26 protein-coding genes, 2 tRNA genes and 1 riboswitch are annotated in these 25,240 nt (G+C 30.1%); of the genes, 18 read left to right on the forward strand and 10 right to left on the reverse strand.

Features of this window, described 5'->3' with window-relative positions; all coding sequences use genetic code 11:
* The first annotated feature begins 269 nt into the window (after positions 1–269).
* Together QEJ31_RS10330 and QEJ31_RS10335 are read left to right on the forward strand one after the other, a co-directional pair.
* The gene (locus tag QEJ31_RS10330) at positions 270–2,240 is read left to right on the forward strand and encodes a S8 family serine peptidase (protein WP_280589894.1); all 1,971 of its coding nucleotides are present in this window, start codon (positions 270–272) and stop codon (positions 2,238–2,240) included.
* A 9-nt stretch (positions 2,241–2,249) separates the two neighbouring features.
* On the forward strand, positions 2,250–2,870 hold the full coding sequence (locus QEJ31_RS10335; protein ID WP_280589896.1) for a hypothetical protein: 621 nt from the start codon (positions 2,250–2,252) through the stop codon (positions 2,868–2,870).
* Positions 2,871–3,003: 133 nt separating this feature from the next.
* Here the strand turns inward: QEJ31_RS10335 and QEJ31_RS10340 are convergent.
* Positions 3,004–3,086, reverse strand: a tRNA-Leu gene (locus QEJ31_RS10340).
* Between the two features lie 70 nt (positions 3,087–3,156).
* On the opposite strand from QEJ31_RS10340, the gene QEJ31_RS10345 reads away from it, so the two are divergent.
* On the forward strand, positions 3,157–4,137 hold the full coding sequence (locus QEJ31_RS10345; protein ID WP_280589898.1) for a putative sulfate exporter family transporter: 981 nt from the start codon (positions 3,157–3,159) through the stop codon (positions 4,135–4,137).
* Here QEJ31_RS10345 and QEJ31_RS10350 read toward each other — a convergent pair.
* From QEJ31_RS10350 to htpX, 5 genes are all read right to left on the reverse strand, one after another.
* Positions 4,134–5,540, reverse strand: a complete 1,407-nt coding sequence (locus QEJ31_RS10350; protein ID WP_280589900.1) for a DHA2 family efflux MFS transporter permease subunit — start codon at positions 5,538–5,540, stop codon at positions 4,134–4,136. The genes QEJ31_RS10345 and QEJ31_RS10350 overlap by 4 nt on opposite strands.
* A gap of 2 nt (positions 5,541–5,542) precedes the next feature.
* Entirely contained in the window at positions 5,543–6,364 is an 822-nt protein-coding gene (locus QEJ31_RS10355; RefSeq protein ID WP_280589902.1) for a nitrilase-related carbon-nitrogen hydrolase, read from the reverse strand.
* A 68-nt stretch (positions 6,365–6,432) separates the two neighbouring features.
* Positions 6,433–7,155: a hypothetical protein gene (locus tag QEJ31_RS10360; protein ID WP_280589903.1), complete on the reverse strand. Its 723-nt coding sequence runs from the start codon at positions 7,153–7,155 to the stop codon at positions 6,433–6,435.
* Positions 7,152–8,285 (reverse strand): hypothetical protein, encoded by a 1,134-nt coding sequence (locus QEJ31_RS10365; RefSeq protein ID WP_280589904.1) that lies wholly within the window; start codon positions 8,283–8,285, stop codon positions 7,152–7,154. The genes QEJ31_RS10360 and QEJ31_RS10365 overlap by 4 nt, the downstream gene beginning before the upstream one ends.
* A 103-nt stretch (positions 8,286–8,388) precedes the next feature.
* Positions 8,389–9,288 (reverse strand): protease HtpX, encoded by a 900-nt coding sequence (gene htpX, locus QEJ31_RS10370; RefSeq protein ID WP_280589906.1) that lies wholly within the window; start codon positions 9,286–9,288, stop codon positions 8,389–8,391.
* A gap of 134 nt (positions 9,289–9,422) precedes the next feature.
* Here htpX and panB point away from each other — a divergent pair, with 134 nt between their 5' ends.
* Positions 9,423–10,229 (forward strand): 3-methyl-2-oxobutanoate hydroxymethyltransferase, encoded by an 807-nt coding sequence (panB, locus tag QEJ31_RS10375; protein WP_280589907.1) that lies wholly within the window; start codon positions 9,423–9,425, stop codon positions 10,227–10,229.
* 6 nt (positions 10,230–10,235) lie between these two features.
* A complete protein-coding gene (locus tag QEJ31_RS10380; protein ID WP_280589909.1) occupies positions 10,236–10,508 on the forward strand; it encodes a (2Fe-2S)-binding protein in 273 nt (90 codons plus the stop codon).
* Positions 10,509–10,540: 32 nt separating this feature from the next.
* On the opposite strand, the gene QEJ31_RS10385 is transcribed toward QEJ31_RS10380, so the two are convergent.
* A tRNA-Trp gene (locus QEJ31_RS10385) sits at positions 10,541–10,616 on the reverse strand.
* A gap of 96 nt (positions 10,617–10,712) precedes the next feature.
* Here QEJ31_RS10385 and dut point away from each other — a divergent pair.
* The 10 genes from dut to QEJ31_RS10435 all read left to right on the forward strand — a co-directional run bounded on the left by dut (position 10,713) and on the right by QEJ31_RS10435 (position 17,303).
* Positions 10,713–11,168 carry a dUTP diphosphatase gene (gene dut / locus QEJ31_RS10390; protein WP_280589911.1) on the forward strand — a complete coding sequence of 152 codons (456 nt, stop codon included), beginning with the start codon at positions 10,713–10,715 and terminating at the stop codon, positions 11,166–11,168.
* Positions 11,169–11,288: 120 nt separating this feature from the next.
* Entirely contained in the window at positions 11,289–11,618 is a 330-nt protein-coding gene (locus QEJ31_RS10395) for a hypothetical protein (RefSeq protein ID WP_280589912.1), read from the forward strand.
* A 111-nt stretch (positions 11,619–11,729) separates the two neighbouring features.
* Positions 11,730–11,972, forward strand: a complete 243-nt coding sequence (locus QEJ31_RS10400) for a hypothetical protein (protein WP_280589913.1) — start codon at positions 11,730–11,732, stop codon at positions 11,970–11,972.
* A gap of 21 nt (positions 11,973–11,993) precedes the next feature.
* Positions 11,994–12,479 (forward strand): type II 3-dehydroquinate dehydratase, encoded by a 486-nt coding sequence (locus QEJ31_RS10405; protein WP_280589915.1) that lies wholly within the window; start codon positions 11,994–11,996, stop codon positions 12,477–12,479.
* Positions 12,472–13,398, forward strand: coding sequence for a hypothetical protein (locus QEJ31_RS10410; RefSeq protein ID WP_280589917.1), 927 nt, complete (start codon positions 12,472–12,474; stop codon positions 13,396–13,398). Before QEJ31_RS10405 ends, QEJ31_RS10410 begins: the two co-directional genes overlap by 8 nt.
* A complete protein-coding gene (locus tag QEJ31_RS10415; protein ID WP_280589918.1) occupies positions 13,395–14,468 on the forward strand; it encodes a type I phosphomannose isomerase catalytic subunit in 1,074 nt (357 codons plus the stop codon). The genes QEJ31_RS10410 and QEJ31_RS10415 overlap by 4 nt, the downstream gene beginning before the upstream one ends.
* Positions 14,468–15,049 carry a hypothetical protein gene (locus tag QEJ31_RS10420; protein ID WP_280589920.1) on the forward strand — a complete coding sequence of 194 codons (582 nt, stop codon included), beginning with the start codon at positions 14,468–14,470 and terminating at the stop codon, positions 15,047–15,049. Before QEJ31_RS10415 ends, QEJ31_RS10420 begins: the two co-directional genes overlap by 1 nt.
* A 99-nt stretch (positions 15,050–15,148) precedes the next feature.
* Entirely contained in the window at positions 15,149–15,589 is a 441-nt protein-coding gene (locus QEJ31_RS10425; RefSeq protein ID WP_280589921.1) for a hypothetical protein, read from the forward strand.
* A gap of 300 nt (positions 15,590–15,889) precedes the next feature.
* On the forward strand, positions 15,890–16,522 hold the full coding sequence (locus QEJ31_RS10430) for a hypothetical protein (RefSeq protein ID WP_280589924.1): 633 nt from the start codon (positions 15,890–15,892) through the stop codon (positions 16,520–16,522).
* Between the two features lie 31 nt (positions 16,523–16,553).
* Positions 16,554–17,303 carry an amidohydrolase family protein gene (locus tag QEJ31_RS10435; RefSeq protein WP_348524558.1) on the forward strand — a complete coding sequence of 250 codons (750 nt, stop codon included), beginning with the start codon at positions 16,554–16,556 and terminating at the stop codon, positions 17,301–17,303.
* Here the strand turns inward: QEJ31_RS10435 and QEJ31_RS10440 are convergent.
* The 3 genes from QEJ31_RS10440 to QEJ31_RS10450 all read right to left on the reverse strand — a co-directional run bounded on the left by QEJ31_RS10440 (position 17,300) and on the right by QEJ31_RS10450 (position 21,074).
* The gene (locus QEJ31_RS10440) at positions 17,300–18,322 is read right to left on the reverse strand and encodes a hypothetical protein (RefSeq protein WP_280589925.1); all 1,023 of its coding nucleotides are present in this window, start codon (positions 18,320–18,322) and stop codon (positions 17,300–17,302) included. The two genes, QEJ31_RS10435 and QEJ31_RS10440, sit on opposite strands and share 4 nt — an antisense overlap.
* 69 nt (positions 18,323–18,391) lie before the next feature.
* Positions 18,392–19,597 (reverse strand): radical SAM protein, encoded by a 1,206-nt coding sequence (locus QEJ31_RS10445; protein WP_280589926.1) that lies wholly within the window; start codon positions 19,595–19,597, stop codon positions 18,392–18,394.
* Positions 19,581–21,074 (reverse strand): PLP-dependent aminotransferase family protein, encoded by a 1,494-nt coding sequence (locus QEJ31_RS10450; protein ID WP_280589927.1) that lies wholly within the window; start codon positions 21,072–21,074, stop codon positions 19,581–19,583. The genes QEJ31_RS10445 and QEJ31_RS10450 overlap by 17 nt, the downstream gene beginning before the upstream one ends.
* 220 nt (positions 21,075–21,294) lie before the next feature.
* On the opposite strand from QEJ31_RS10450, the gene QEJ31_RS10455 reads away from it, so the two are divergent.
* The 3 genes from QEJ31_RS10455 (at position 21,295) to QEJ31_RS10465 (ending at position 25,231) form a co-directional block, all read left to right on the forward strand.
* Positions 21,295–21,531: a hypothetical protein gene (locus QEJ31_RS10455; RefSeq protein WP_280589928.1), complete on the forward strand. Its 237-nt coding sequence runs from the start codon at positions 21,295–21,297 to the stop codon at positions 21,529–21,531.
* A gap of 92 nt (positions 21,532–21,623) precedes the next feature.
* A riboswitch (cobalamin riboswitch) is annotated at positions 21,624–21,829 on the forward strand.
* A gap of 49 nt (positions 21,830–21,878) precedes the next feature.
* The gene (locus tag QEJ31_RS10460) at positions 21,879–24,029 is read left to right on the forward strand and encodes a TonB-dependent receptor (RefSeq protein ID WP_280589930.1); all 2,151 of its coding nucleotides are present in this window, start codon (positions 21,879–21,881) and stop codon (positions 24,027–24,029) included.
* Complete coding sequence (locus QEJ31_RS10465) at positions 24,029–25,231, forward strand: hypothetical protein (RefSeq protein ID WP_280589933.1); 1,203 nt, start codon at positions 24,029–24,031, stop codon at positions 25,229–25,231. Before QEJ31_RS10460 ends, QEJ31_RS10465 begins: the two co-directional genes overlap by 1 nt.
* Positions 25,232–25,240: the final 9 nt, after the last annotated feature.

Here is a 25,240-nt window from a genome sequence, read left to right on the forward strand (position 1 = left end):
ATATTTTATAATTATCTTAAAAATTAGTTATTTAATTATTTTAAATTAACAATTGAGTAAATGTAAAACAATTAATTAAAAAACAAATTGGAAGGTTAAAAAATTAAGCAATGATTGGTTAATAGCGACTATAAAAATCAATAATATCAATATGTTAAAAATTGTATTTTAATAAAGTTCATGAAAAAAAAGATTATTTTTTTTTTATTCAATCCGAAAAGACCGGAGAAGCCTTTATAGCGTTGAAATGTAAAGGATGGTGATAAAGTATGAAAGAACCTACTCCTTCAATTTTAAAAATTTTTTTATCAGTTAGTATTGCTTTCTTATTTTCGTGTAGTAATTCAAAGAAAGAAAATACTGGTAATGGTAATAGTAAAGCTAAATTTAGAATTTGTACATTTGAGAATTCAAAATACAATCAAGGTTTGCCAAATCCATTTTGTACAGATCTAAATAACAATTCATTAAATCCTTTAGGAAAGTATGAATGGCATTTAAAAAATACAGGTCGTAATGTTTTTTCTTCGCAAAATCCTTCTGCTAACGAAGATATAAATGTTTATGATGTTCTTAATACTTCTTGTTTAAGTGGAAAGAATATTCCTGTTGCCATTGTCGATTCTGGTTTAGAGATGTTACATCCTTCCTTACTACCTAACGTAAATAATTCTGGTAAAGTTCAATCTATTAATTTTTTAGCTAATGAAATAAATAATCAATGCATTAATGATCCTACACCCGATTCAAGCGTAACAACAGATCATGGTACCATGGTTGCTGGAATTGTTGGGATGAGAAGTAATCTAGGATATGGTGGTAGTGGCGTCGCTCCACTTGTTTTACTTTCCGGATATAATTTAACAAGCAGTGCAGAAACCCAAACAATTTCCAACTTTGGAGATTCTTTAGGACAAAGCGATGAGTCGAAGAATAATTACATTTTTAATATGAGTTTTGGCTCAAAATCAGATATTCCTATTCAATTTGACTATGTATATCAATTATTAGCCGATGGAATTTTTCTTGAAGGAGTGAATTCCTTACGAAATGGGAAAGGTGCTATTTTTGTAAAATCTGCTGGAAATTCATTTAAAGATTATAGCTCTTCAGTATCATTCTTAAATTGTGCAAATGCTAATATTATTGGAATTACCTGCATTCCTGCCAATATGGATCCTGTTAATACTCTTCCTTATGTTATTGTTGTAGGAAGTAGCAATGCTTCTGGAAAGCACGCTAGTTATTCAAGTACGGGCTCAAATCTTTGGGTATCTGCTCCTGGTGGTGAGTATGGTTTAGATAAAAATTGGATAGTTAGTAAATATGATAGTACATTGCCTCCTTTTTCTATAAGTTCTACTGATGTGTTATTTTTTCCAGCAATTATTACAACAGATCTTTCTGGTAGTCATAGAGGTTACAGTTTACCTTTTTTTGGAAAATTAAATTATGATAAAGCTATTTTTATTAAAAATTCATTTAATGCTGGTTTAGCATTAGATGATGACGGAAAAATACTGAATTCTAATTACAATTATGTAGCTACAATGAATGGAACTTCTTCAGCTGCACCAATAGTTTCTGGAGTTGTTGCTTTACTATTAGAGGCAAATCCTAAATTAACATGGAGAGATGTGAAACATATTTTAGCTTCTACTGCAAAACAAATTGATCCAGGATTGTCTGCAAAAAATTCTGCAATTGGTGGCGGTGTTCTTTATACCTTTGAACAAGGTTGGGTGAAAAATGCTGCCGATTATTTTTTCTCGAATACCTATGGATTTGGGAGGGTTGATGCAGGCAGAGCGGTTGCGATGGCAAAAACCTATATCTTAGGATCGCTTGGAAAATTTATTGAAACAAATTTTTTCTCCCCTTCTATTACTTTGCCTATTAATGTTCCGTTAGGTCTCAACGGAACAGACGATCAAATTAAAATAAACGTCACAAATTTCCTTACTATTGAATCTGTTACTTTGTCGGTTTCAGGTACTAGCAATTACTTGGCGGATGTAGCTATTGAAGTTTATTCTCCTTCTGGAACGAAAAGTATCGTTTGGAATGCTGGTAATTCAGCGACAAGTAGCACTGCTAAATTTTTAAATACACATATATCTTCAAATGCGTTTTATGGTGAAAATTCCCATGGGACTTGGGTAGTAAAAATAATTTGTACTGGGATTAGAGCTACCAACGCAAAATTTAGTGATGTAAAATTAAAAATTTCTGGGCATTAAGGAAAAACTATGAAAGTATTACATTTTATTCAACTCTGGATACTGTTTATATTGATTATTGGCTGCAAAAATATTAATGGAGATTCTTCTATGCAAAATGAATCTCCTTCAATTATTCAGAAAAACTATTCTGAATCTATAAAACAGTATGAAAATGAAAATATTTCACAAGATAATAATATCTATGTTACTTATAAAAATATTGCAGCAGAAAAAAAAGCTAATTTTCAAAGTGATAAAAATGATGTGTATATAAAAAACGATCAGCTTGTCATAGATAATTTTGTAATTTATAAAAAAGAAAAAGAATCTGAAGACAGCGGTTCTGTTAAAAAAAATGATAACTTTGATGTAGTGTACAATAAAACTTCAGGTAACTTTGCAATTATTACAAACAATATTATTGTTAAAATTCAACCGAGTAAAAAATTAATTTTACCTAATTCAACAAATTATAAAATAAAAAAATCATTTAAAAAAATTGGGGTTTATATCATTCAAATACCTTCAAATATAGATATTTCAAAAGTAAAAAATGAGCTTGAAAAAGCAAATCACATAGCAGAAGGAAGTGATAGTAAAGTAATTATTGAAACTATAGAACTGGTAAAAGTAAATAAACCGGCTTAAATAAAATTACTTATAAAATACAACAAAATTTATACAATATTTTAAGCTTAGTATTAAATAAAAAACAAAATGTTAGAAGTGGACTATTCAAAACAACTGTTTTATAAAAAATTGTTTTTAAATGACAATTAAGTGGTGCGGATGGGCGGACTCGAACCGCCATGCTTGCGCACACGCCCCTCAAACGTGCGTGTCTACCAATTTCACCACATCCGCAGTGAAGGCCTTACTACATCAAGCGAGCTTAAAGGTCAACTTGTATTCCGCATTTTATTAGGAAGTCTGAATGAGAAATGGCATAATTTTTTTCTTATTTATAGTAGCAGTTTTTCTTTTTCCATATTTTTTTCCAAACTCTGCAAAATTAAATGGAACGTTCGCCTTTGTTTTAGGAATTATTTATTCCTTTTCGCTTGGAAATAAATATCTTTCCCTAACCCAATCCTGGGGAAAAAGACTTTTAAGCTGGTCAATTGTAGGCTTAGGTTTCGGGATGAATTTAATTACAGTATTAGAAGTCGGTCGAACGGGTTTAGTGTACTCTATTTTGGGAATATTATTAACAATATTATTTGGTTATGTCCTTGGAAGAACTTTAAAAATAAATCCAGAGCAGTCGTTGCTAGTTTCATTTGGAACGGCGATTTGTGGTGGTAGTGCAATTGCTGTATTATCGCAATCCATTAAAGCTTCCGGTGCAGCGATTAGTGCCTCACTAGCGGTTGTATTTTTATATAATGCTTTAGCATTGCTTATTTTCCCCCAGATTGGCTCTTACTTAAATCTTAATCAAGAACAATTTGGTTTATGGAGTGCGCTTGCTATTCATGACACAAGTTCAGTAATTGGCGCAAGTTATCAATATGGGGACAAAGCATTAGCTATTGCTACTACAGTAAAATTAGGCAGAGCTTTGTGGATAATTCCATTTGCTATTATTATTTCTTCCTTTTATAAAAAAAATTATTTCAATAAAAATTCTCTTAGGGATGAACAACAAAAAAAGAATATCCCTTGGGTAATTATAGGCTTTTTATTAGCAGCAGCTTCTGCCACATGGATACCTATCGTAAATAAATATGGATCAATTTTGAATTTAATTTCTAGCAAATTACTTGTTCTTACTTTATTTCTAATAGGAACAAATTTAACAAAAGAAGTTATTCAAAAGGTGGGATTAAAACCTTTTATCTTAGGAGGTATTTTATGGGTACTTATATCTGCGATAACTCTGCAATTGATCATTCTTGGAATTATTAGTATTTAATTAGCATTTTTTGAAGCGTTTTCTCCATCGTGAGTTTTTAAACCAAAACTCACAAAAACTTGCAAAAGTATTATTCCAGCTAAGATATATAAAGTAAAATGAAAAGCTTTTAAACCTTCAAATTTAAAGATATCTGTTTTTAAAGAGTCTAGAAATGTTAAAAGTAAAAAAGAAACAAAGCCGACAGAAATTCCAGAAGTAAATTGTCTTATAGTAATATCTAAACTGGTTGCATTGGCGGATTTGCTTTTCGGGATATCAACATAAATTAAAGGACCATTGCTGGAAAATAACAAAATATTAAAAAAACCTAATAAGAAACAGGAAATGCATATATATAAATAGCTACTAGAATGATCGATTTGTGCTATAAGTAACAAAGCAAAAGATATACCAAACGGAGCAACAAAAATAATTTTTTTAAAACCAAATTTTTTAATAAAACGTGAAGATATTCCTCGCATTGTAAATGCTCCAAGAGCCATAGGAGCTATTAATAAACCCGATTTTATAGGAGAATATTGAAATTGCAATTGAAATAATAGAGGTAATAAAAAAGAAACACCTCCAGTTGCAATATAAGAAATAAAATTTCCTAAGACCCCAATTCGATATGTTCTAATTTTAAATAACTGTAAATTTAGTATAGAATTCTCTTTATAATGAATTGCATGAAATATAAACATAATAAAAGTAATCAAGCCAATTGATAAAAGAACTTTTAATATTAAAGTTGGTAATATAGATTCCCCAATTGATTCGAGAGAAATAGCAAAACAAGATAGAGATGTTCCTATTAAAAAAAATCCTAGAAAATCTGGTTTCTTTTTTTGTGTAGATTCTTCATTTATAATATACTTTTGGGCTAAAATAAAAGTGATAATTCCAATTGGAATATTAATAAAAAAAATCCATCTCCACGTTGTATATGTAGTTATTAATCCGCCAATTAATGGCCCCAGTATTGGTCCTGTTAATGCAGGTAAAAAAATATACATTGTTGCTTTAACTAATTCTGATGGTGGAAAAACACGCACCATAATAAGTCGGGCCACTGGAGTCATCATTGCAGCACCAAACCCTTGTAGTGCCCTGAATATTGATAATTCAAGCAAAGAATTTGATAGTCCGCAAAAAATAGAGCTTATAGAAAATACGATAATGGAAGTAGAAAAAACATTTTTTGTTCCATAGTTATCTGCTGCCCACCCACTGATAGGAATAAAAATAGCTAAACTGATAAGATAACTTGTTATTGCTAATTTTAAATTTACTGGATTTGTATTAAAAGCAAGTGAAATATTTGGTATAGCTGTATTTAAAATAGTAGCATCCATCATTTCCATAAATAAAGCAGAAGCAAGAATCCAAATAATTACTTGTTTATTTAATGGAAATGACATTGTTACCTAATTTTCCTGTCAACTATTGCAGGCAATTTGGCACGAGATTCTAAAATTTTATCTTTACTAATTTGTGCAGACAAAATTCCTACTTCTTCGCCCATTCTTGCGACTATTTGTCCCCAAGGATCAATTACCATGCTGTTACCGTAATTTCTCTTTTGGTTATTATAGAAAAATCCAGTTTGATTGCAAGCTACAACATAGCATTGATTTTCAATCGCTCTTGCGCGTAATAAAATTTCCCAATGTTCTTTCCCTGTTTGCCATGTAAATGCTGCAGGGACAAAAATAATATCAAACGGAAAGTTTTTTTGATTTCTAATATTTTCTGGGAATCTTAAATCGTAACAAATAATATTTAAAGCTTTCCAATTACCTTCAGAAGTAACTAAAGTATAGTCTTCAGCCATTGAGCCATATTCGTATGAATTGCTTTCGCAGTACAGTGGTTTGCCATCAGCATCTTTTAAATTAAATAAATGTAGTTTTCTGTATATTGAAATTAATTCACCAGATTTATTATAAGTTACACATGTATTAAAAACTTTTTCCGGATTTTCAGAAATTTCTTCTGAATGACTGCCCGCTACCAAAATAATATTATTTTCTTTAGATACATCTTGAAGTTCTTTAAAAATATCTTCTTTTAATTTACTTTTTGTATATTTTCTTTGTTTTTCATCACCCATATAACTAAACATTTCTGGTAATACAATTACTTCAGAACCTTCTTGGGCAGCTATTTTTATTTGTGAAATTATATTTCTTACATTTTCTTTAACATCATTTTGTGGATTAGTTTGAATACATGAAATCAACATTTTGAGCCTCCTTTAGAAATTTATTTGTAATCTTTTTCTCTAAAAAAGGCTAGTCATATTTGGCTTCCTTAAGCCTGTGAATTAATGAAATTTATAACTTTTGCAGAATTGCTTCCACCTGTTGTAGAATTAATCTGATTTATAAAGTTTGCTAAAATACCTGAACCGGAACTACTTCCCGATGAAATACCAGCACTGCTAAAAGTCGACTGTGCTGAACTTAAGTATGAATAGATATTTGCTGCATCAGTTGTGCTCATTGCAGATGTTAAACTAGTTGAAATAGTTCCTGCTGCATTAAGGCAATTTGCTTTTATAGTAAGCATAGCTAAACTAGCATTTGCAATTGCTAACATATAATTTTGATTAGAATTTCTTTGACCTGCAGGCACTAAACTAATTGTATTTACAGCTTTTGTTACTAAACTAATATTACTTTGTGAAGCTGCTGGCATAATGGCTAAGACAGTTTGTAAATTATTTTTATAATTACCATTGGAACTTATAATTGAAACGGCCATATTTAAGATATTTATTCCTGCGGCTAGTAAGTAAGAAGTTGATAGCAATCCAATTGCTTGCTGATCGCTTGAATTTGCAGAAACATAAGGCTCTAATAAATTAATTGATGTATTATAATCACCTGAATTTATGGCGTCTTCAGCTTTTTGTTTAGTATCTCTTTGAGGTAAATCAGAAAATAAATTTCCATTATTTCCGCAACTAGTAATAACTCCACATATGAATGTTAAAAATATAATTTGCACAATGACAAGAATACTTTTTTTCATAGCAACCACCCTAAAACAATTCTTCCATAAATTCTTTGGCTAGGATATTCTCCTGCTCTTGAACCTATTTCTTCTGTGTACATTCCAGATTCTATTTTAATGATTTTTGCATTGAAAAATAATCCAAATGTTGGATAGCCTTGATTTATTCCAGCACTAATTCCAAATTGTTCTAAAAGTCTATATTCTAGACCCATATGAATTCTTTTAGCAATTACTGCATTCTGATTATTTGTTACGTCTCTTAAATCAGTGGAAATTGTAACCTTACTTTTTTTTGTTCCAAATGATGTACTAAAACCTGCATCTAATACCGTTGGTTCAGCTGTTGGTGGTGTGTTACCGTCAGGAACCCATCGATATTGCATTCCTATATTTCTACAAACAATCCCAATTTGAGTTGAATAATCTTTACTTAAAATAATCATTGTACCTAAATCGGCTCCAACTCCAGAGCCCTGATTTAAGTTATTATTTATCACTGTAGATAAAGCTCCATTTGATAATTGAGATTCAGCACTTAAAGCAGAAATGGATAAATTGAGTTCCTTTTTTTGCAGAAATTTTCCATTCATCCCAAAATAAAATCTTTCACTAAAAAAATCATGCGCAAGTGTTAAATAAACACCGCTTCTGTTTGCGGCATAAATATTAGCAGTAGGTATGCCTGTATTGGGATCAATCCCTTCATAAGCATTAGCGTTTGCTCGGTCTAAAAATCCAATTGCCAGCTTTCTAAAAACAACACCTGAATAGTTCTGAGCTGCAGCACTGAAAACTGAATTTTGATTTTCAGCTAAAACTTGTAATGCACTTTTATTTCCACCATTATAGCTATCATATAGTTGCTTTAAGTTTTGAGTTCCTTCTAATTGAGGGCTTACTGCAATTATTTCACTTAAAATACCTTTTCCTTGCGCTATCCCTGCCGGATTATAAAAGACAGCATCCATACCTTTTGCAGTTGCTATTCCTACGTCGCCTTTTCCAAGAAATTCTGCTGAACGAAATTCTCTTTGTAATTCTTGAGGATGTCCACTTGGCTGAATAAATAAAGAAATAATTACAATTAACTTAGATAGAGTCTTGAAGTATTTAATAAAATTTTTTGTTCCTATAAATCCAACCATGGATTTTCCTTAATTACAATTTTTAGTTGCAAAAAATTCGGAATAAAAAAAAGGAACTTAATCTACATAAGTTCCTAGTGAGAGAGAATAATGACAAAATAAATTACATAACTAAATTGTTTTGTTTTAATGCTTGAATACGAACTTCAAGTGGTGGATGTGTAGAAAAAATCTGCAATAAAGAAGATTTATTAGATATTTTAAAAGCAGCTATCGATTTTGGAGTTTCTTCTCCTTCTGGTAAAGGATTTTCATACACTCTTTGTAAGGCTGCTAGCGCTGCTATCATGCTAGATTTACCGGCTAACTGAGCCCCACCTAAATCGGCTTTAAACTCACGCATTCTAGAGAACCAAGCAATTACTATAGAACCTAATATGCTGAATAAAATTTCTAAGACTATAACTACAATCAAATTTACTAATGGGCGTATGTCTTCTTTCACAAATTGTGTTGTAGCAAAAGCGATAATTCTAGCAAAAAACATGACAAAGGCGTTCACAACTCCTTGAATAAGAGTCATAGTAACCATGTCACCATTAGCTATGTGTGAAATTTCATGAGCCAGTACACCTTCAACTTCTTGTTGATCCATTCTTTCTAAAAGACCTGTAGAAACAGCGACTAAGGATCTTTTTTTCGAAGGTCCTGTAGCAAAAGCATTTAATTCAGCACTTTCATAAATTCCAACTTCAGGAGTATTAGGAAGCCCTGCTTTTTGCGCCAATTTTGCAACTCTATTATAAAGATTTTTTTCAGCAGGAGTGCAATTTTCGGGATCTATCGGCTTAATACCCATAGCGAATTTTGCAACCCAACGTGAAATGGCAAGGCTGATAAAAGCTCCCCCAAAGCCCCAAATTAGACAAAAAATCATGAGTGAGGAATAATTTATTCCTCTTGCTGTCATGTAATGATTAACACCAAGTAATGAAGTGACAATAGAAATTGTCACCATGACTAAAATATTTACCATGATGAAAAGAAATATTCTTTTAAACATGCTGATATTTCCTCCTCTATAAATTCAGTTTCAAATATACTATAAAAAACTTTAAGTCGAAAGATATAAACGTTTTTCGGTCGTTTTTCTTGCAACATAAAAGGTTCTTTAATATGGTGTATTCAGAAAGTAAAATGTCAACAATTGATAAAAAAAGAAAAAAAGTACGTATTCATGATTTTCTTGAAATGAAAAAAAATGGAGTTAAAATTTCTGTAATAACCTGTTATGACGCATCTTTTGCAAGATTAATTGAATTATCCAAAATGGACATTGTCCTAGTTGGAGATAGTTTAGGGAATGTAATTCAAGGTAAAAATTCGACTTTACCAGTAACTGTAAAAGAAATGTCTTATCATATTAAATGTGTTAGAAGCGCATTGCAAACTCCTCTTTTAATTGGTGACATGCCTTTTTTATCTGCGGGAATATCTGTTAAAGATACTATGAAAAATGCTGGGCTATTTATGCAGTCTGGAGCAGAAGCTGTTAAAATAGAAGGAGCTACACCTGAGATCTGTGAACAAATAAGTCATTTAACCCGGCACGGGATTCCTGTTATGGGGCATATTGGTCTTATGCCACAAAGTGTACATGCATTAGGTGGATACAGGATTCAGGGAAAAAATGAGAGTGATAAAAAAAGACTGCTAAAGGAAGCAAAACTATTACAAAGTGCAGGCTGCTTTGCTATCGTGCTAGAGTTGATCACTCCAAATCTTGCTGAAGAATTGTCAAAAGCTTTAAAAATTCCAACTATAGGGATCGGTTCGGGAAATCATTGTGATGGCAATGTTCTTGTATTACAAGATATGCTTGGAATGAATAAGAATTTTAAACCAAAGTTTTTAAAACATTACTTGGAATTAGAAGAATCAATTGTTCATTCTTTAAATCATTACTGTAGTGAAGTAGTAAACAAATGTAGTGAAAATGAGTAATTTTACATGACTAGTGATAAAAAACTATCGATTGAAGAAATCAAAGCAAAGATTAAAGTTGTATGCATTTGTAAAGGTATTAAGCAAGGTAAAATTTGTGAAGCTATCAGTAAAGGTGCTGATACTAGAGAAAAGGTAAATATAGCTACGGGTAGCGGTAATGGAGGTTGTAAAGCGACACGCTGCGGACCTGTTATTGATAAGTTAATCGAAAATAAAGGAAAACCTATCATCGAGCCGTATAAAACAGAAATTGAAGATGATGACAACTATTATTGAAGTGCTTGATTTTAAGCGAAAAATATAACAAGTGGCAGGCCAGGAGGGACTCGAACCCCCAACAAGCTGATTTGGAATCAGCCGCTCTACCATTGGAGCTACTGACCTACTTGAGAGCTTTCCGAATATCAGTTGTAGAGTAAGAGGTCAAGCTTTGAATGTGACTTCATTCATAAATTTAATTCATCAAGTAAGGGGAAATACATGTTAAAATTGGAACATTCGGGTGTTGGAGAAATATTTTATGCCACAAGTCAATCTGCTGGATTTGATATCTGTGCAAATGAAAATCACATCATTCCGTCGGGTGAATGGAAATTAATCAAAACGGGATTGCGAATTATTGAGTCAATATCAGAACAAAAAATGAAAGTAGGGCAGCTCGAGTATCAAGTCATCCCAGAAATTCAAATTCGTCCCAGAAGTGGTTTAGCCTTAAAGCATGGAATTACTGTCTTAAATTCTCCAAGTACAATCGATGCCGATTATCGGGGTGAAATTATGGTAACTCTTATCAATCATTCAAAGTCTGATTTTTCTATCCAAGTTGGTGATAGGATTGCTCAAGGAGTTTGCGCATTAGTGCTTCAATTACCTGGAATTCATATTAAAAAAGTTGAAAGAGGAACTGGTGGATTTGGTTCTAGTGGGAAAAATTAGAGAAATATTTTTCCCAGCAAGTCTTGACTGATTAGTCAATATTGGTTAAACTTCAGCAACTTTCGGAACGATGCTAGCGGCAAGATCATTAATTCATTAAAGATTCAGGAGCCCGGCGCAATGCCAAGAAAATCCAAAAAAAAGAATAATATATCAGAATCCATTGAAACTATCCCTGTTTCTTTGGACAAAACAATTTATTTTATTCCTGAAAATGTTCCTTCTGGACAAAGAATTTTTTGTGCAGCCAAAAACATTTGTTATAATTTTGATGATGTTATTAATTGTCTTGAGCATGGAACTATTGATAAAATAGTATTTCATCCTTTAACTAGTCACTCAACAAGGCACTATATTTATCACTGGGCTAAAATTTTTAATCCAAAAATTCAAGAATTATATACCACACATTTTCCATCAAAACCGTCAGGTTCAAATCAAGTAGCGTAACAAAATTTTCTATTATTTTTATTGTAGGAAATTTTTTACCAATCAATCATCTTGCTCTTTATCCTCAAATTGTTAATATAAAAATGCATGATAAATTTTAAAGGGTTTTGAATGAGTCATTTATTTTTAAATCAAAACTATGACAGATTAAAAGTTTTTCACAGAATTAAATCATTAAAAGATTTTATTGCTTTTGAAAACAGGAAAATTATTTTTGAAGATGAAACTTTTCTGAAAATAAAAGAAAATGTTGATATTTATAAAAATAAAGAACAAGTTAGACTAAAAAAAATTGAATTACTGACAAAAATTCTAGAAAAAATTGAAATAAAAATGCGATTTAATAATTTTTAATAAACATAAAACAGGAAAAAAATGAATACAGTTTTAGTAATTAATGGACCAAATTTAGGAATTTTAGGAAAAAGACAACCTCATATTTATGGTTCTAAAACCTTGACTAATATACTTGATGAAATGAAAAATCTTGCTAAAGAAAAAAAAATTAAAATTGAAGATATTCAGAATAATGTTGAAGGTGAAATTATTAATTTTCTTAATGAAAAATTTCTTGAATATTGTACTTCTAAAAAAGAAGTAAATAAAAAAAGACTAATTGGGATAATTATTAATCCAGCTGGTTATACTCATACTAGTGTTGCACTTAGAGATGCTTTAGAAGTTTTCAAACAGGAAAATATTCCTATTTATGAAGTACATTTAAGCAATATTTTTGCTAGGGAAGATTTTCGTCATAAGTCATATATTAGTCCTATTGCAAATGGAGTGGTTTCGGGGCTAGGATCATATGGCTATATAGCTGCACTGCAAAAAATATTTGAACTGGAAGAAAATGTTTGAGCAATTGCTTAAAATAATTTCATTAGAATCATTGATCTTTGTTTTCAAAGAGAAAAATTTATTTCAAGAATTTCAATTTCACCAAGAAACACAAGCACTAAAACATGCAGAAATTTCAAAAATTTCTGACTCAGATATTTTAAGAACAATTCTTCCAATTGAATTATCAAGCAAAATGTTTGGGAGTGGTAATTTAAATTTATTAGCATTTATTTTTGCATTAAGACATAAAATTGTAGAATTAAATTCTTTATTTCATCTTTCAGCACTTAAATTATTAAGAAGTTCATCATATCTTACTTTAAAAAATGAATATGACATTATTTTTGGGAAAGAGTTTTCCTTAAATTATCACGAGTTAGAAAATTATTTACATCCAAATTTTTGGGGACAAGCGAAATCTATTCCAATAGTAGGTTTTTCTGCTGTTGGTTGTCATTTTGTTTTAAGAGATGTTACTTATTGTAGAGCTTTTGATGCTTATAGTCTTCCCTTTTGTAACTATGTCACTAGTGAATTATTTTGTGATCATCATTTGCGGGAGAAATTTTGGGGAGAACAAATTTTCAATGAGTGCTCGGTTCAAGCAAAAATTGCTCAATTTTATTTAAATATTCATAATTTTAAAGAAATTGATGAAGAATCATTAAAGAAAATATTAGATAATTTTTTCCATTACTTTGATGAATCGTTTCGGCGAAAAAAACCTTCAAGCATTAGCACAGAAAAAGTTAAAGAACTTTTAAATTTTTATAGCTTTTCAACTTTAGAAGAATTAAAAATTGTTGGAGGAGAAGAGCTGCGGAAACGATTTTTGGAAAAGGCAAAGTATTTTCATCCTGATAAAGGAGGTTCTCAAGATCGTTTCAGACAAGCAAGAGAATACTATGAAAATTTAAGAGAGCTTTTGGGCAAATGACAACACAATTCTTTAAAGTAGATCCTTTTAATTTTGTTCCGATTTTAAAAACTCCATGGGGTGGAACACAAATTTCTTTGTTAAAAAAAACTTATTTTCCAGAATTCAAGGCTAAAATTCCAGATTTTATAGGAGAGAGCTGGGAAATCTCTACAGATAAAAATTACCCTTCCCTTATTTTAATGAATGGAAGAGAAAAAATACCACTGACAGATTTATTGCAACAAAATTCTTCCATGATTTTAGGTGAAAAAATTGCAAATAAGTATGGAGCACATTCTCCGTTGCTCCTTAAGTGGCTGCATGCAAAAGATAATTTATCAGTTCAGCTGCACCCAAAAAATGGAAATCCGTTACTTAATGAAAGTGAATGTGGTAAACCTGAGAGTTGGTTGGTTTTGAATGTTGAAAAAAATGGTTATGTTTATTTAGGCTTTAAACCAGATCTTTCTAAAGAAGAAATTATTGAAAATTTATTAAAAGATGATTTAGAAAAATGTTTAAATAAATATTATCCAAAAATGTATGATTATATTTCTGTTCCCCCAGGATGCGTTCATGCTGTAGGTCCAGGAGTTTTTTTGGCAGAACCGCAATATGTTTTACCAAAGAAATCAGGTAAAACATGGAGAATTTCTGATTGGAAACGGCTTTATGATGAAAATGGTAAACTTTCAGCCTATGGGAAACCTAGAGAATTGCATGTCAAAGAATCATTAGGTGCGATTGATTGGAATCTTCCAAGAGGGAAAGAGCTAGAAAAATTATTGATTCAGCAAATGGAAAATGGGAAAATATTTTTAGGAAACACTTACAACCCTTTTTCACTCCAAATTTTTTATAACACACAAAAAAATGGTTATACTGCTATAGAAAAAGATAGTTTTACATTAGCAACTGTTTGGGCTGGCGAGGTAACATTGGAAACTAAGTATGATTCAATAACTTTGCAAGGTGGAGAAAGCCTTCTCATTTCTGCTGATGTTAAAAGTCTTTCAATTAATATGATAGAAAAATATAGAGAACAACCTAAAATTGCTTTTTTTGCATTGAATGATGAGGTTATTTAATGGCTTTTATTAATGAAGCAACAGGAGATATTCATTTTAAGGTCTTATACATTGGTAGTAAAAATGCAGGAAAAACTGCCAATATCCAAGCGTTATTTTGTGAAACCCTAGCTAATGATAATAGCTTGGAATTGAATGAAGTGATAGCTGATTTACCAAGAAATAATTTTTTTGATTTTCTTCCAATAAGCTATGGTAAAGTAGCTGAAAGAAATGCAAGAATACATCTTTACACTCTTCCTTCACATCAATTATGGCCAACTGTAAATATTAGTTTACTATTAGGTATAGATGGAATTGTAAATATTATAGATAGCAGAGTTCGTTACTTAGATAAAAATTTAACATTTTTAGTAGAAATTAAAAAAATGTTCGAATCTATACAATTAGATTTTAATCAAATTCCAATTATATATCAAATGAATCATTCAGATTCTTATGATGCTCTGCCAGTAGAAACTCTCCAAAAAAATTATAATTTAGATTCTTCTGATTGTGTCCAAGCTGTTGCAATACAGGGATTAGGAGTTATGGAAACCTTCGCGAAAATTGCAGAAAAAGTAGTCCAAAAAGTAATATAAAAATAAAAAATAAAAAAATATTTTTTTAGTTGCATCTTTTTTTGAAATGAAATAGTACGTTATTACTGTCTTGCTAAATCATTCAAAAAAGAGGAAAAAATGAATATTAATAAATTAATTTTAAGTGCTATTCTGTTACCTTCTTTCGCCTTTGCTGCAGATGAATTGCCGTTACTTTCTAAAGTAACAGAAACAGGTAAAGTAGCCGCTGGATATAATAAATCTATAGAATGTACAATATATCAAAGTAAAGTAAAGTTGAGATATACTGCGGGATTTGCAGCAGTTGTCCATGAAAAGCCAATTTCTTTTGGAGGTGGCATTAATTTCATGCTAAGTGACGCAAAAAGTGCGATACTAAAAAGAAATGTAGTGCGTACGGACTCAGAAACTATTACCTATCAGGCTTTCATGTTAAATGATTATGGAAAACAAGAAACTATAGAATTAGGGACTTCTGTAAAAGGGACATGGGCAATAGAGAATCCTTCTGTTGGAGCAAATGGCTTTCGTTATTTACTAGACAAATTATGTAAGTGAAATTAGAACTTCATCTTTTAAAAGGTGAAGTTTTTTTTTACAATATTAAAAAATAGAAAAATAATACTAAAGATTTTGATTTTCCATTCATTTCAAAAAATAACATATAAAATTTTTAAATAATTCTTACCGATTAGAAATTAAAAAAAAATTCAATTTATATTATTAGGTTAATTTAATAATTACTAGAAAATTATTTGGTACAGAAATTGCTAATTAAATATTACTATTAATTTATATTAATAAATAAAATAAATTAATAGTAATATTTATTTTCTTAAATAATAAGGAAAAATTATTATGAAAAATTTCTTGAAAATAGCTTTAATTAGTTTTCCAATATTAACTACTTTTACAGCTCAAGCTAATGTATTTGCCCCTCTAGTAGAAAATTTTAAAGGATCTTACTTATTTTGTGTAAATGAAAAAAATACTTATAAATGGAAATGGGCTGCAAAAAATGAGAATTTTAATAATAAGTATAAAGGAATAAAAAAAATAACCACTCACTCTGAAGAATGGACATGGTTAAAAGGTTCTCCATCCTTAAATAAACACTTTAATATCGTTTTAGATATCAAACATGAATTTCAAAGTATGAATGAAGCAAAGGAGTTTTGTGAAGAATTAAAAAATATTTGCACATCGCAGTACGGTGATGATTATTCATTAGTAGGAGTATCAAGTTATGCAGTTCCTGGATGGGGATTAGTGAGTGTAAGGTATCCTACTCCTGTTGTTGAAACTGAATCTACTGCTCAAAATGATTATGCAAGTGAAACTGAACCCTTGCTAGGATATGAAGTGGAAAATATAAAATCTAAAACGTCTTCTTGTCCAAATTGGAATTATAAAGAGTTTCCTAATGCTGGTGGAGCGAAATATGATGTTGAAAGAATGATTACAGATCGTTTATTTTCTCAGAAAAAGTGATAAAATTCTCCGAAAAGAAAAGGAGAGTTTTATTAAAATTTTTGATGCTCATTTTCATATCATAGATAAACGATTTCCTTTAGTGCCTAATAATGGATTTATCCCTGAAGAATTTAATGTGTCTAGTTATTTAAAAGAATTAAAAGACTTTAAACTTGTGGGGGGAGCTGTTGTTTCAGGATCCTTTCAAGCATTTGATCAAAGTTACTTACAAGATGCTTTAAAAATTTTAGGAAGTAACTTTGTTGGTGTTACTCAAATTCCTGCTGATACTTCTGAAAAAGATATTTTAGCCTTGAATGCTATAGGGATTAAGGCCGTAAGATTTAATATCAAACGCGGAGGATCCGCTACACTAAAAGATTTAGTTTATTTTAGTCAAAAAGTATTTTCACTGTGTGGCTGGCATACTGAAATATATATAGATTCGAAAGAATTATTTTCTATTCAGCAACAAATCTTGCAAATTCCCAAATGTTCCATTGACCATTTGGGATTAAGTAAAGAAGGAATTCCTGTTTTAAAAAAGTTAATAGAAAAAGGAGTTTTTGTTAAAGCAACTGGATTTGGACGACTAGACTTTGATCCTATCCCAGTTATGCAAGAATTTATATCTATAAATCCTAATAGTTTAATGTTTGGGACAGATCTTCCTTCAACAAGAGCGCCAAAACCTTTTACTTTAAATGACATTAAAATTATTGTTGATGCATTTGAGAAAAAAGTTTGGAAAAATATTTTTTATAGAAATGCAGAAAAATTTTATAATTTAAAAAACTAAAATATCCATCCAATTTTTAAAATATTCCAATATATTATAGGATAGTTTTTTAAATTCTCACTAATAGTCTTTTTTAATTGATCATTCAGAGATGAGTATTCAGGAGATTGAATGGCGTAAGAAATATATTGTTGCACTGTAGGATCTGTTAGATTAATATTATTCTCAACAGAAACATCTAAGGTAAGTTGCGCTCCAATTTCTGTGCCGATAGCAAACCAGCCGAAACTTCCACTCCAAGTAGCTAGCAATCCAATTTGCGGAGTCCAATAAGTTGAATTAATAGTAAGAGTGTCTATAAAAGGAGTTGTTAATTTTTGGGGAAAATTTGCAACTGTTAAGTTGATATTTCCTGTAGATTTAAAGAAAAATTGCCGTTTTCCATAAGCAGCTCCGATAAAAAAACTTCCTCCAAAAGGAAATATACTTAATTTTCCTTCATACTGCCAATAAGATAATTTTAAGGTATCAAATTGAAAATCTTGTGATGAATTAAGCATCGATTTTAATTGTTTTGATCTAAATAAGTCAAATTCATTAAAGTAACTATAGCTTGCCGATAATCCAATATATTTCCAAAATTTCGATTCAATACTTAAATTTGGACCATTAATAATTCCAAATCCTACCATAGGTCCTACACGAATTGGTCCAAACAATCCTTCATCGTTATCAGTTTCTTTTTTTTCTGAATTTTTTTCATCTTTGTCCGACTTTTTTTCATCTTTCTCATTACTTTCTTCTTCTGCTAATTCATCTTCTTTTATATTATCATTCTTATTTATTTCATCTTTTAAGTTGTTATTTATTGGCTTTTGACCTGGTTTTTTAAAAATTTTTTGATTATTTTGACTAGGAAATTTTTGCTCAATAAACGGATTATCATTTATAACTGGATTTACTAAATTATTTTGCAAATTTCTTTGTTGAAGTGGAATTGTAGGATCAATTTGAGAAAAACTCTTTAATGAAAGGCTAATAAAAAATATAAAAATAAATATTTTCAATAAGCTCTTCATATAAAGAGGAACCTCAAATATAAACGACCAGAGAAAGATTATTAATTTATATTTTAATGTAAAAAAAAATTAAATCAAGGAAATAAAATCACTTGCCCATAAGTCACCACGAATTTTTTCGCTTGCTGATAGCGCTATGTTGTTATCTGAAATTAAAACATTCTTTTCTTCAATAGCTCTGGAAAACTTAGAATTTTTATTAATTTTTTCAAGAAAATCATTTTTATTTAGATACTTTTCTAACCAAGAAAAAGGGATACCATTCGGGGTTCGCAAAAGTGTGAAAATCATTTCATCAATATATTCCCTTTTAGTACGTGGGCTTTCGTAATGAATAGAAAAATTTTTCCCTCTCTCAATTTTGTCAGTGAAAATTAATCTATCATTTCCTGGATCTATTTCTTGAAATGAACTGGGACCAATTCTGTATCTCATACCAAAAGGTTTATCCGGTGTTTGTGGGAGTAGTCCATGTGAACCTGTTCCAAGTCCTATATAGGGTTTACCGTACCAATACAAATTATTATGCTTTGTAGGAAACCTAGAGAAATTACTCGTTTCAACTTGTTGTAATGATAATTTTGAGCAACTTTTTAATATTTCTAAATATTCATTCACAGCATTATCTTCATCAGAATAATTTTTCTTTGCAAATAAAGTTCGTTGCTCGATAGTTAAAGCATAAGCTGAAATGCCAGTTGCGCCATTTTGAACTAATTCATTAATTTCTTCTGTTATAGTTTTGGAACGATATTCTTTTTTTAAGCCATAAATTAAATCTACTTGTATATTGTTAAATCCTGCAGAATTTGCCCAATTTAGGTTATCAATTACATTTTCTGGTGTATGTTTTCTTCCTAAAATTTTTAAAGTCGAGTGACAAAGAGATTGAGCTCCCAATGTAATTCTAGTAAAACCTATTTTTCTATAATCATATAAACGGCGTTTAAAATTTGTTAATGGGTTAGTTTCTAAAGTAGCTTCCTCTATTTTAAAATAGTTATTTAATATATTAAAGAATCTTTTATAAGCAGAAGCTTCGAATAAACCGGGAGTACCTCCGCCAAAGTAAATAGTTACATTTTGTTGATAGTACTCTTTAAGATTTTCAATAAAGTAAATTAATTGCTCTTCTAATTCATCAAAATAAAAAGAAATATCTTTTTTAGAAAACTTAGCAGTTTTGGTGAAATCACAGTAAGGGCAAATATGGGGGCAAAAAGGAATATGAAAATAGAATCCAATATTTGCTTTTTGATTAGGAATTTCGATCATTTTTTATTATCCATTTTCTTGAAGATGCATTGCGCCAAATTGAAAATAAAGTTTCTAAAGAATTATACATTAATACAGGCTCTAAATTTGCGAAATTGAGACGCATAAAATTATAATGTTTACTATCTTTTGAAAAATAGTATCCAGGTGCAATAGATATTTTTTTTTCTAATGCACGTTCTTCAACTACCTGTAAATTTTCACCAGGTGGAAATTCAAACCATAAATACATTCCAGAATCAGGTTGATTCCATTTTGAACCTTGAGGTGAAAGTTTTTTTAACATTGCGATTAAAGTATCCCTTTTAGAACGGAAGGTGTTTTTAAGTTTTGCAATATGTTTCTTTAAAATACCTCTAATAATTAGTTCGTAAATTATTTGTTGATCAATAATTGAAGGTGAAATACATTGTGCAATATAAAGGGTATTAAGATATTTTATATTTGCTATACTTGAAACAATATATGCAATTTTTAGACCTGGAGCGAACACTTTAGAGTAACTTGAAATATAAAATGAGTTATTTAACCCTTCAATAGTGGCTAAATTTGGAATTATAAACTCATCATAATTAAGTTCACTATAAATATCAATTTCAATGATAATTGCGTTTATTTCTTTTGCTATTTTAATAATCGCATGTCTTTCAATTGCGGTTAAAGAACCACCTGTAGGACAATGACAATTAGTGTAGATTATAAATGCTTTGGGTTTTTTATTTTTTATTTCTAAAATTTTTTCTTCACTCAAAAATATTTTTTCAAAAGATCGTTCAACAGAAATTACATTGTACTTTTTTAAAAGATCTGAGTAGAAAAAAAAATCACTATTTGGAGTTTCAAGCACAAGATAATCATTTCTTGACAGAAAGCCACTTAGAATAATTTCTATGGCATGCTTTTCCCCACTTGCGAGCAAAATCTGCTCCGTATTTTGAATTGGCATTCCTTTATTTTCAAGATCAAAAGCTATTATTTCTTTCAAGTTTTGGAAGGAGTTGTGTTTAAAAGAAGAATAAATTAAAGTTTGAGCTGAAAAACAAGTTCTCGAGATAGCTCTTAACTCTTCCATAATACTAAAACTTTTGTAAACTTGATTTCCGCCTAGATTTGCATAATCTTCTGGAAGCTCTAGATAGTGAGGAAGTGGGCAATTCATTTGCTGTTTTTTTAAAACAAGGTTGTGATTTTCCTTTTTTGGAGAGCTAGATAAGTTAATCTTATTTTTTTTGTAAGAAACATAAAAACCACTTCCTAATTTGGCTTTTATAAATCCTCCATCACATAACTTATTGTAAGCAGTAATAATTCCAATTTTGTTTATTTTTAATTCGGCAGATAAGTCTCGTATACTAGGGAGTTTAGAGCCAAACATAAGTGTACCGGTTTGAATTGCATGGCTGAAATGGTCAAATATTTGTTGGGAGTAAGACTTACTAGAATCAAAATCAATCGTTATTTTTCTAAATTTTGCCATACTAATAAGCCTTTACAAATAGTTATTCATTGCAGAATTAAACTCATATCTAACAGTTTATAACAAAATAAGAAAATAATTCCCAGTACAGTTCCAAAAAAAATAGGAGTACAGTTGAGGGTTAATATTGTAAACTGTACCTATCAATTAAACTGTTAAAATTATAATTTAATGCCGAGACTTTCTAGAACTTTTATTTAGAATTTTTTATGAGGTAGTTATGAAAGAACAAAATGCTTATGATATTCACTCTGTTTATTTAAAATCTAATGAAACAGGAATTGAAAATTGGGAAAGAATTGAAGGGGTATATGATTTTGAAGCTAGGGAAGATGCTGAAAAAGTAATCCCAAGTTACCAAGGTTTAAAATCTAAGACAAAATTGAAATTGAATATCCAAAAATCAGCAACTGTCATTCCAGGTGCAGTACGAAGAATTGTAAAGTTTTTCAAATAAAAATTAATTTTTGCAAAGTGTTTTGGTTTCCTTCTTTTCATATACCTTCTAGAAATAATTCACCGTCAATTGACTAAAATAGTAAGCTATGTAACTTTTGTGAAGTTGATGGTTTTGCGTTTTTTATTTGATAAAAAACCAAATTAAAAGGGAATTTAGTGTAAATCTAAAACTGTCCCGCAGCGGTAAAAAAGAACGAAATTTGCAATATAGCACTGGTTAATCTGGGAAGCTGCAAAAAGTAGGAATTAAAAAAGGCTTTTAAGTCCGAAGACCTGCCATCATGCGTTCCTTGTAGACGCTTATGGAACAAGATCCGAGGGGATCTTCTATAAAAAGAAAAAAACATGAAGTTTATTATCGCAACAAAACTTTTTTTGTTGCCTAGTTTGGCATATTCCCAAAGTCCAGCTCCAATTATTGTGTTACCTAAAGATGAAAGTTCTGATTTAGGGAAAATGCAATCAAAAGAAAAATTTAAAACTTCACAAGAAATTTTAGAAGATCCTGCTTCTGGAAATATCAATCAGGAACATATTTCTGCAACAACAGAACCCGGGACATTACCAGAACCAAAAAGTATTTCTGATTTGGCAAAAAGAATAACTACAGGACAAGTAGAACAATTTGGTGGTGAAGCTGGTGCTTTGCGAGTCCGTCTCAGAGGTGCTCGGGCTTTTGAGCCCACTTACTATTTTAATGGACTTCCTTTGGCTGGATCTGATTCCAGTGAGCAAATAGTTTCTTTAATTCCTATTTCAGCAATAGCAAGCCTGCTGGTTTATCCCGATAGCCCACCCTTTTGGTTAAGCAGTATGGGCATTAGTGGCGATATAAATGTGATCAGTTGTCAGAAAGATAATTGCTTTGCTAAAAATAGAGCGTCTGATGAAAATTTTTTCAAATTAAATTCTAGAGTGGGTTCATTTCATTACTGGCAAAACTCTATTAGTCATGCTCTTCAGTTGAATAAGAATTATTCTGTGTTTTCTGCGGTAGAAGCAACAAGTAGTAAAGAAGACTATCCTGTATTTAACAATAATAATTCTATATTAAATGCAAATAAAGGTCAGTATGAAAATTTGCAAAATAATGATTTTCATAAATATTCAGGATATTTTCATTTAAATATAAATTCTAATTTTTTCGGAAGTATAAATTCAGCTAATTTATATACAGATTATGAAAAGGGAATTTCAGGAGCAGTCAGTAGTTCTTCAAGTGCAAGAATTAAAAAGAAACTATTTATAAGCACTCTTCAAGCGGAAAAATTTTATCCAGATAATGGAATAATGTGGAACAATCAATTAGGGATTATTTTAAATAAATCAGAAATTTCAAATTTTTCTGAAGGATTTACTACTCAAGCAAATTCAAGTTTTAATACAACGGCGCAAGTTAAATCATGGGTAACAATTCCATCTCAAATTATTTCAGAAGAAAAGTCTGGTATTATTTTAGAATACCTTAATTTTACGCAAAATACTACAGCCGCGGTTCCTGCAGCACTTGATAATTCTAGTGATAGTCAAAGTAACTCACAAAGGCAAGAATTTCATTTAGGACTATTTGAAAGTATTTATTTTCCAGTAACTAAAGATTATTCTTTATCATTTAATTTAAATAGCTGGGTTTCAGCAGCTCAGTCGCAGATGTCTATTGATTGTAATAAAGGAAATTTACAAAGCATTTGTAATACTAAAAGCAATAATATGGATAAAAATATTTACGGTTATTCTTTTTCAATTCAACAAAAATATTTATTTATTATAAATTATTTGCGCTATACCTTAGCAATGCGTAGACCTTACTTAGCTGAAATTTATGGTTCACCAAGTGGAATTTTGGCAAATAATAATTTGCAAGAGGAACAAAGCAAAAAAATTGAATTTGGGTTTACATTTCCCTATTTTGAAATTGGAACTTTTTATACAAAAGATTCTAATTTAATTTTTCTGCAAGAAATTAATCAGTTTACTTCACAGTATCAAAATATAGAAGATTCAAATCGTGTTGGATTGTATTTAAATTCAGATGTTTACTTGTATAAAAATTGGAAATTCTATTTTTCTTACCAATATGTTAAATCATTAATGACTAAAAATAAAAACGAATATTTTGTTCCAAGAAGCTCAGAAAATTCAATTAATTCTGGAACAAGCGTTGATAATATATTTTTAACAAAGTTTAATGAATACTCTACATATTTTGGCTCATTTGTAAATTTAAATTGGCAAAGCGAGTTTTATTTGGATTACTTAAATATAAATAAAGTAGAGATACCTCCTATTTACAATACGGGTTTTTCTTTCCAATTTAAAAATAGAAAAGAACAAAGAAACTTTATTTTTTCTTTCGATATTTTTAATATAGCTGATGAAACTTATGCAAGAGTATCAAACATCACAGGTTTTTCACAACAAATGCAAACAAATGGTTATATTGGTTACCCTCCCCCCGGAAGACGATTTTATCTTACAATTTCAGGAGAAATATAATGAATAAATTAACCTTTAAAGTAATAAATTTTTCTCTCATTTCTGTTTTAATTGCATGCGGCAAGAAAGAGAATGTAAATCCAGAATTTGTTATCACAGATGATAAAACAAGTTTTGTTGCAAATAAATACAATAACTTCAGTAATTTATATACATTTGATTTTGATACTAAAAAATTAGAACTTATTTTATCTAGAACTCCTAGTGGAGATGCAAATGTATATCAAAAAATGAATGATTCTAATGGCATTGAGGGATTTTATTTTGCTGAAAGATTTTTGTCTTCTCCAACTCGTATTACTTATCTTAAAGCAAACAAAAAAACTTCTGGGATTGAAAATACCAATTTTCCAATAAATATTCACAATTTAATTATGTTTAAAAATAAACTTCTTGGGATTGGCTATGAAGCAGAAATCATAGCTTCATCACCGGATTTATCGAATACCTTTATAAGTAAAGTTAAACTAGATACCGGATCTGTTTCATTAACTACTGAAGAAAAGCAATTAAAAACAACTCATTTATTAACAGCAAATAATAAAGTGTATGTTCTTACTTTAGGAACCTATGATTATGCTGGGTATCAAAAAAATAAGCCCTATATTTTTGAATTAGCAGATGATTTGAAAACTATAGTTAAGAAAACAGAAATAACCAATTGTTTTAATCCTGCAAGTCAAGTTAAAGTAATTGATACCAGTAAAGTTATCTTAAATTGTAATCCTTATTCTGAAGATAAAGGGCTAGATACAAATTTAGTTTATATTGATGTTGCTAGTAATAATATAATCATTAAAGAAATATTAAGGACAGATAAAAATGGTGATGTTCAACAATATGAATTAGGTGGTGTTTCTGCAACGAAAGATTCTATCTTAATCACAGAAAGAAAAGATACTGGTAGCTATACATGGGATAAAATTAATTCTGCCTATTGGTTTGACCTGAATAATCCTGAAACTATTGTGTTAAATGAGAAAAATCGCAAGAAATATGTAAAGAGTTTAGCAGGAAAAGTTACATATAATTATAGTAAAAATATGTATTTATTTAGCTGTGTGGTAGATCCTGCAAGTTTTACTTGTATAAATGGAAAAGCTGCGATATCCAAAGACCTGCTCGGTGAAAAGTCTGAAATCATAGATTTTAATATACCTGAAATTAATGAAATTCAGTTCCCTATTCCAATTTATCCATGAAAGTTTGCT

Source organism: Pigmentibacter sp. JX0631, assembly GCF_029873255.1.
GTDB lineage: Bacteria > Bdellovibrionota_B > Oligoflexia > Silvanigrellales > Silvanigrellaceae > Silvanigrella.

Excerpts from the sequence above, each read along its gene's own strand:
- QEJ31_RS10330 (WP_280589894.1), top strand. The coding sequence starts at position 270 with ATGAAAGAACCTACTCCTTCAATTTTAAAAATTTTTTTATCAGTTAGT.
- QEJ31_RS10335 (WP_280589896.1), top strand. The coding sequence starts at position 2,250 with ATGAAAGTATTACATTTTATTCAACTCTGGATACTGTTTATATTGATT.
- QEJ31_RS10345 (WP_280589898.1), top strand. The coding sequence starts at position 3,157 with ATGAGAAATGGCATAATTTTTTTCTTATTTATAGTAGCAGTTTTTCTT.
- QEJ31_RS10350 (WP_280589900.1), bottom strand. The coding sequence starts at position 5,540 with ATGTCATTTCCATTAAATAAACAAGTAATTATTTGGATTCTTGCTTCT.
- QEJ31_RS10355 (WP_280589902.1), bottom strand. The coding sequence starts at position 6,364 with ATGTTGATTTCATGTATTCAAACTAATCCACAAAATGATGTTAAAGAA.
- QEJ31_RS10360 (WP_280589903.1), bottom strand. The coding sequence starts at position 7,155 with ATGAAAAAAAGTATTCTTGTCATTGTGCAAATTATATTTTTAACATTC.
- QEJ31_RS10365 (WP_280589904.1), bottom strand. The coding sequence starts at position 8,285 with ATGGTTGGATTTATAGGAACAAAAAATTTTATTAAATACTTCAAGACT.
- htpX (WP_280589906.1), bottom strand. The coding sequence starts at position 9,288 with ATGTTTAAAAGAATATTTCTTTTCATCATGGTAAATATTTTAGTCATG.
- panB (WP_280589907.1), top strand. The coding sequence starts at position 9,423 with ATGTCAACAATTGATAAAAAAAGAAAAAAAGTACGTATTCATGATTTT.
- QEJ31_RS10380 (WP_280589909.1), top strand. The coding sequence starts at position 10,236 with ATGACTAGTGATAAAAAACTATCGATTGAAGAAATCAAAGCAAAGATT.
- dut (WP_280589911.1), top strand. The coding sequence starts at position 10,713 with ATGTTAAAATTGGAACATTCGGGTGTTGGAGAAATATTTTATGCCACA.
- QEJ31_RS10395 (WP_280589912.1), top strand. The coding sequence starts at position 11,289 with ATGCCAAGAAAATCCAAAAAAAAGAATAATATATCAGAATCCATTGAA.
- QEJ31_RS10400 (WP_280589913.1), top strand. The coding sequence starts at position 11,730 with ATGAGTCATTTATTTTTAAATCAAAACTATGACAGATTAAAAGTTTTT.
- QEJ31_RS10405 (WP_280589915.1), top strand. The coding sequence starts at position 11,994 with ATGAATACAGTTTTAGTAATTAATGGACCAAATTTAGGAATTTTAGGA.
- QEJ31_RS10410 (WP_280589917.1), top strand. The coding sequence starts at position 12,472 with ATGTTTGAGCAATTGCTTAAAATAATTTCATTAGAATCATTGATCTTT.
- QEJ31_RS10415 (WP_280589918.1), top strand. The coding sequence starts at position 13,395 with ATGACAACACAATTCTTTAAAGTAGATCCTTTTAATTTTGTTCCGATT.
- QEJ31_RS10420 (WP_280589920.1), top strand. The coding sequence starts at position 14,468 with ATGGCTTTTATTAATGAAGCAACAGGAGATATTCATTTTAAGGTCTTA.
- QEJ31_RS10425 (WP_280589921.1), top strand. The coding sequence starts at position 15,149 with ATGAATATTAATAAATTAATTTTAAGTGCTATTCTGTTACCTTCTTTC.
- QEJ31_RS10430 (WP_280589924.1), top strand. The coding sequence starts at position 15,890 with ATGAAAAATTTCTTGAAAATAGCTTTAATTAGTTTTCCAATATTAACT.
- QEJ31_RS10440 (WP_280589925.1), bottom strand. The coding sequence starts at position 18,322 with ATGAAGAGCTTATTGAAAATATTTATTTTTATATTTTTTATTAGCCTT.
- QEJ31_RS10445 (WP_280589926.1), bottom strand. The coding sequence starts at position 19,597 with ATGATCGAAATTCCTAATCAAAAAGCAAATATTGGATTCTATTTTCAT.
- QEJ31_RS10450 (WP_280589927.1), bottom strand. The coding sequence starts at position 21,074 with ATGGCAAAATTTAGAAAAATAACGATTGATTTTGATTCTAGTAAGTCT.
- QEJ31_RS10455 (WP_280589928.1), top strand. The coding sequence starts at position 21,295 with ATGAAAGAACAAAATGCTTATGATATTCACTCTGTTTATTTAAAATCT.
- QEJ31_RS10460 (WP_280589930.1), top strand. The coding sequence starts at position 21,879 with ATGAAGTTTATTATCGCAACAAAACTTTTTTTGTTGCCTAGTTTGGCA.
- QEJ31_RS10465 (WP_280589933.1), top strand. The coding sequence starts at position 24,029 with ATGAATAAATTAACCTTTAAAGTAATAAATTTTTCTCTCATTTCTGTT.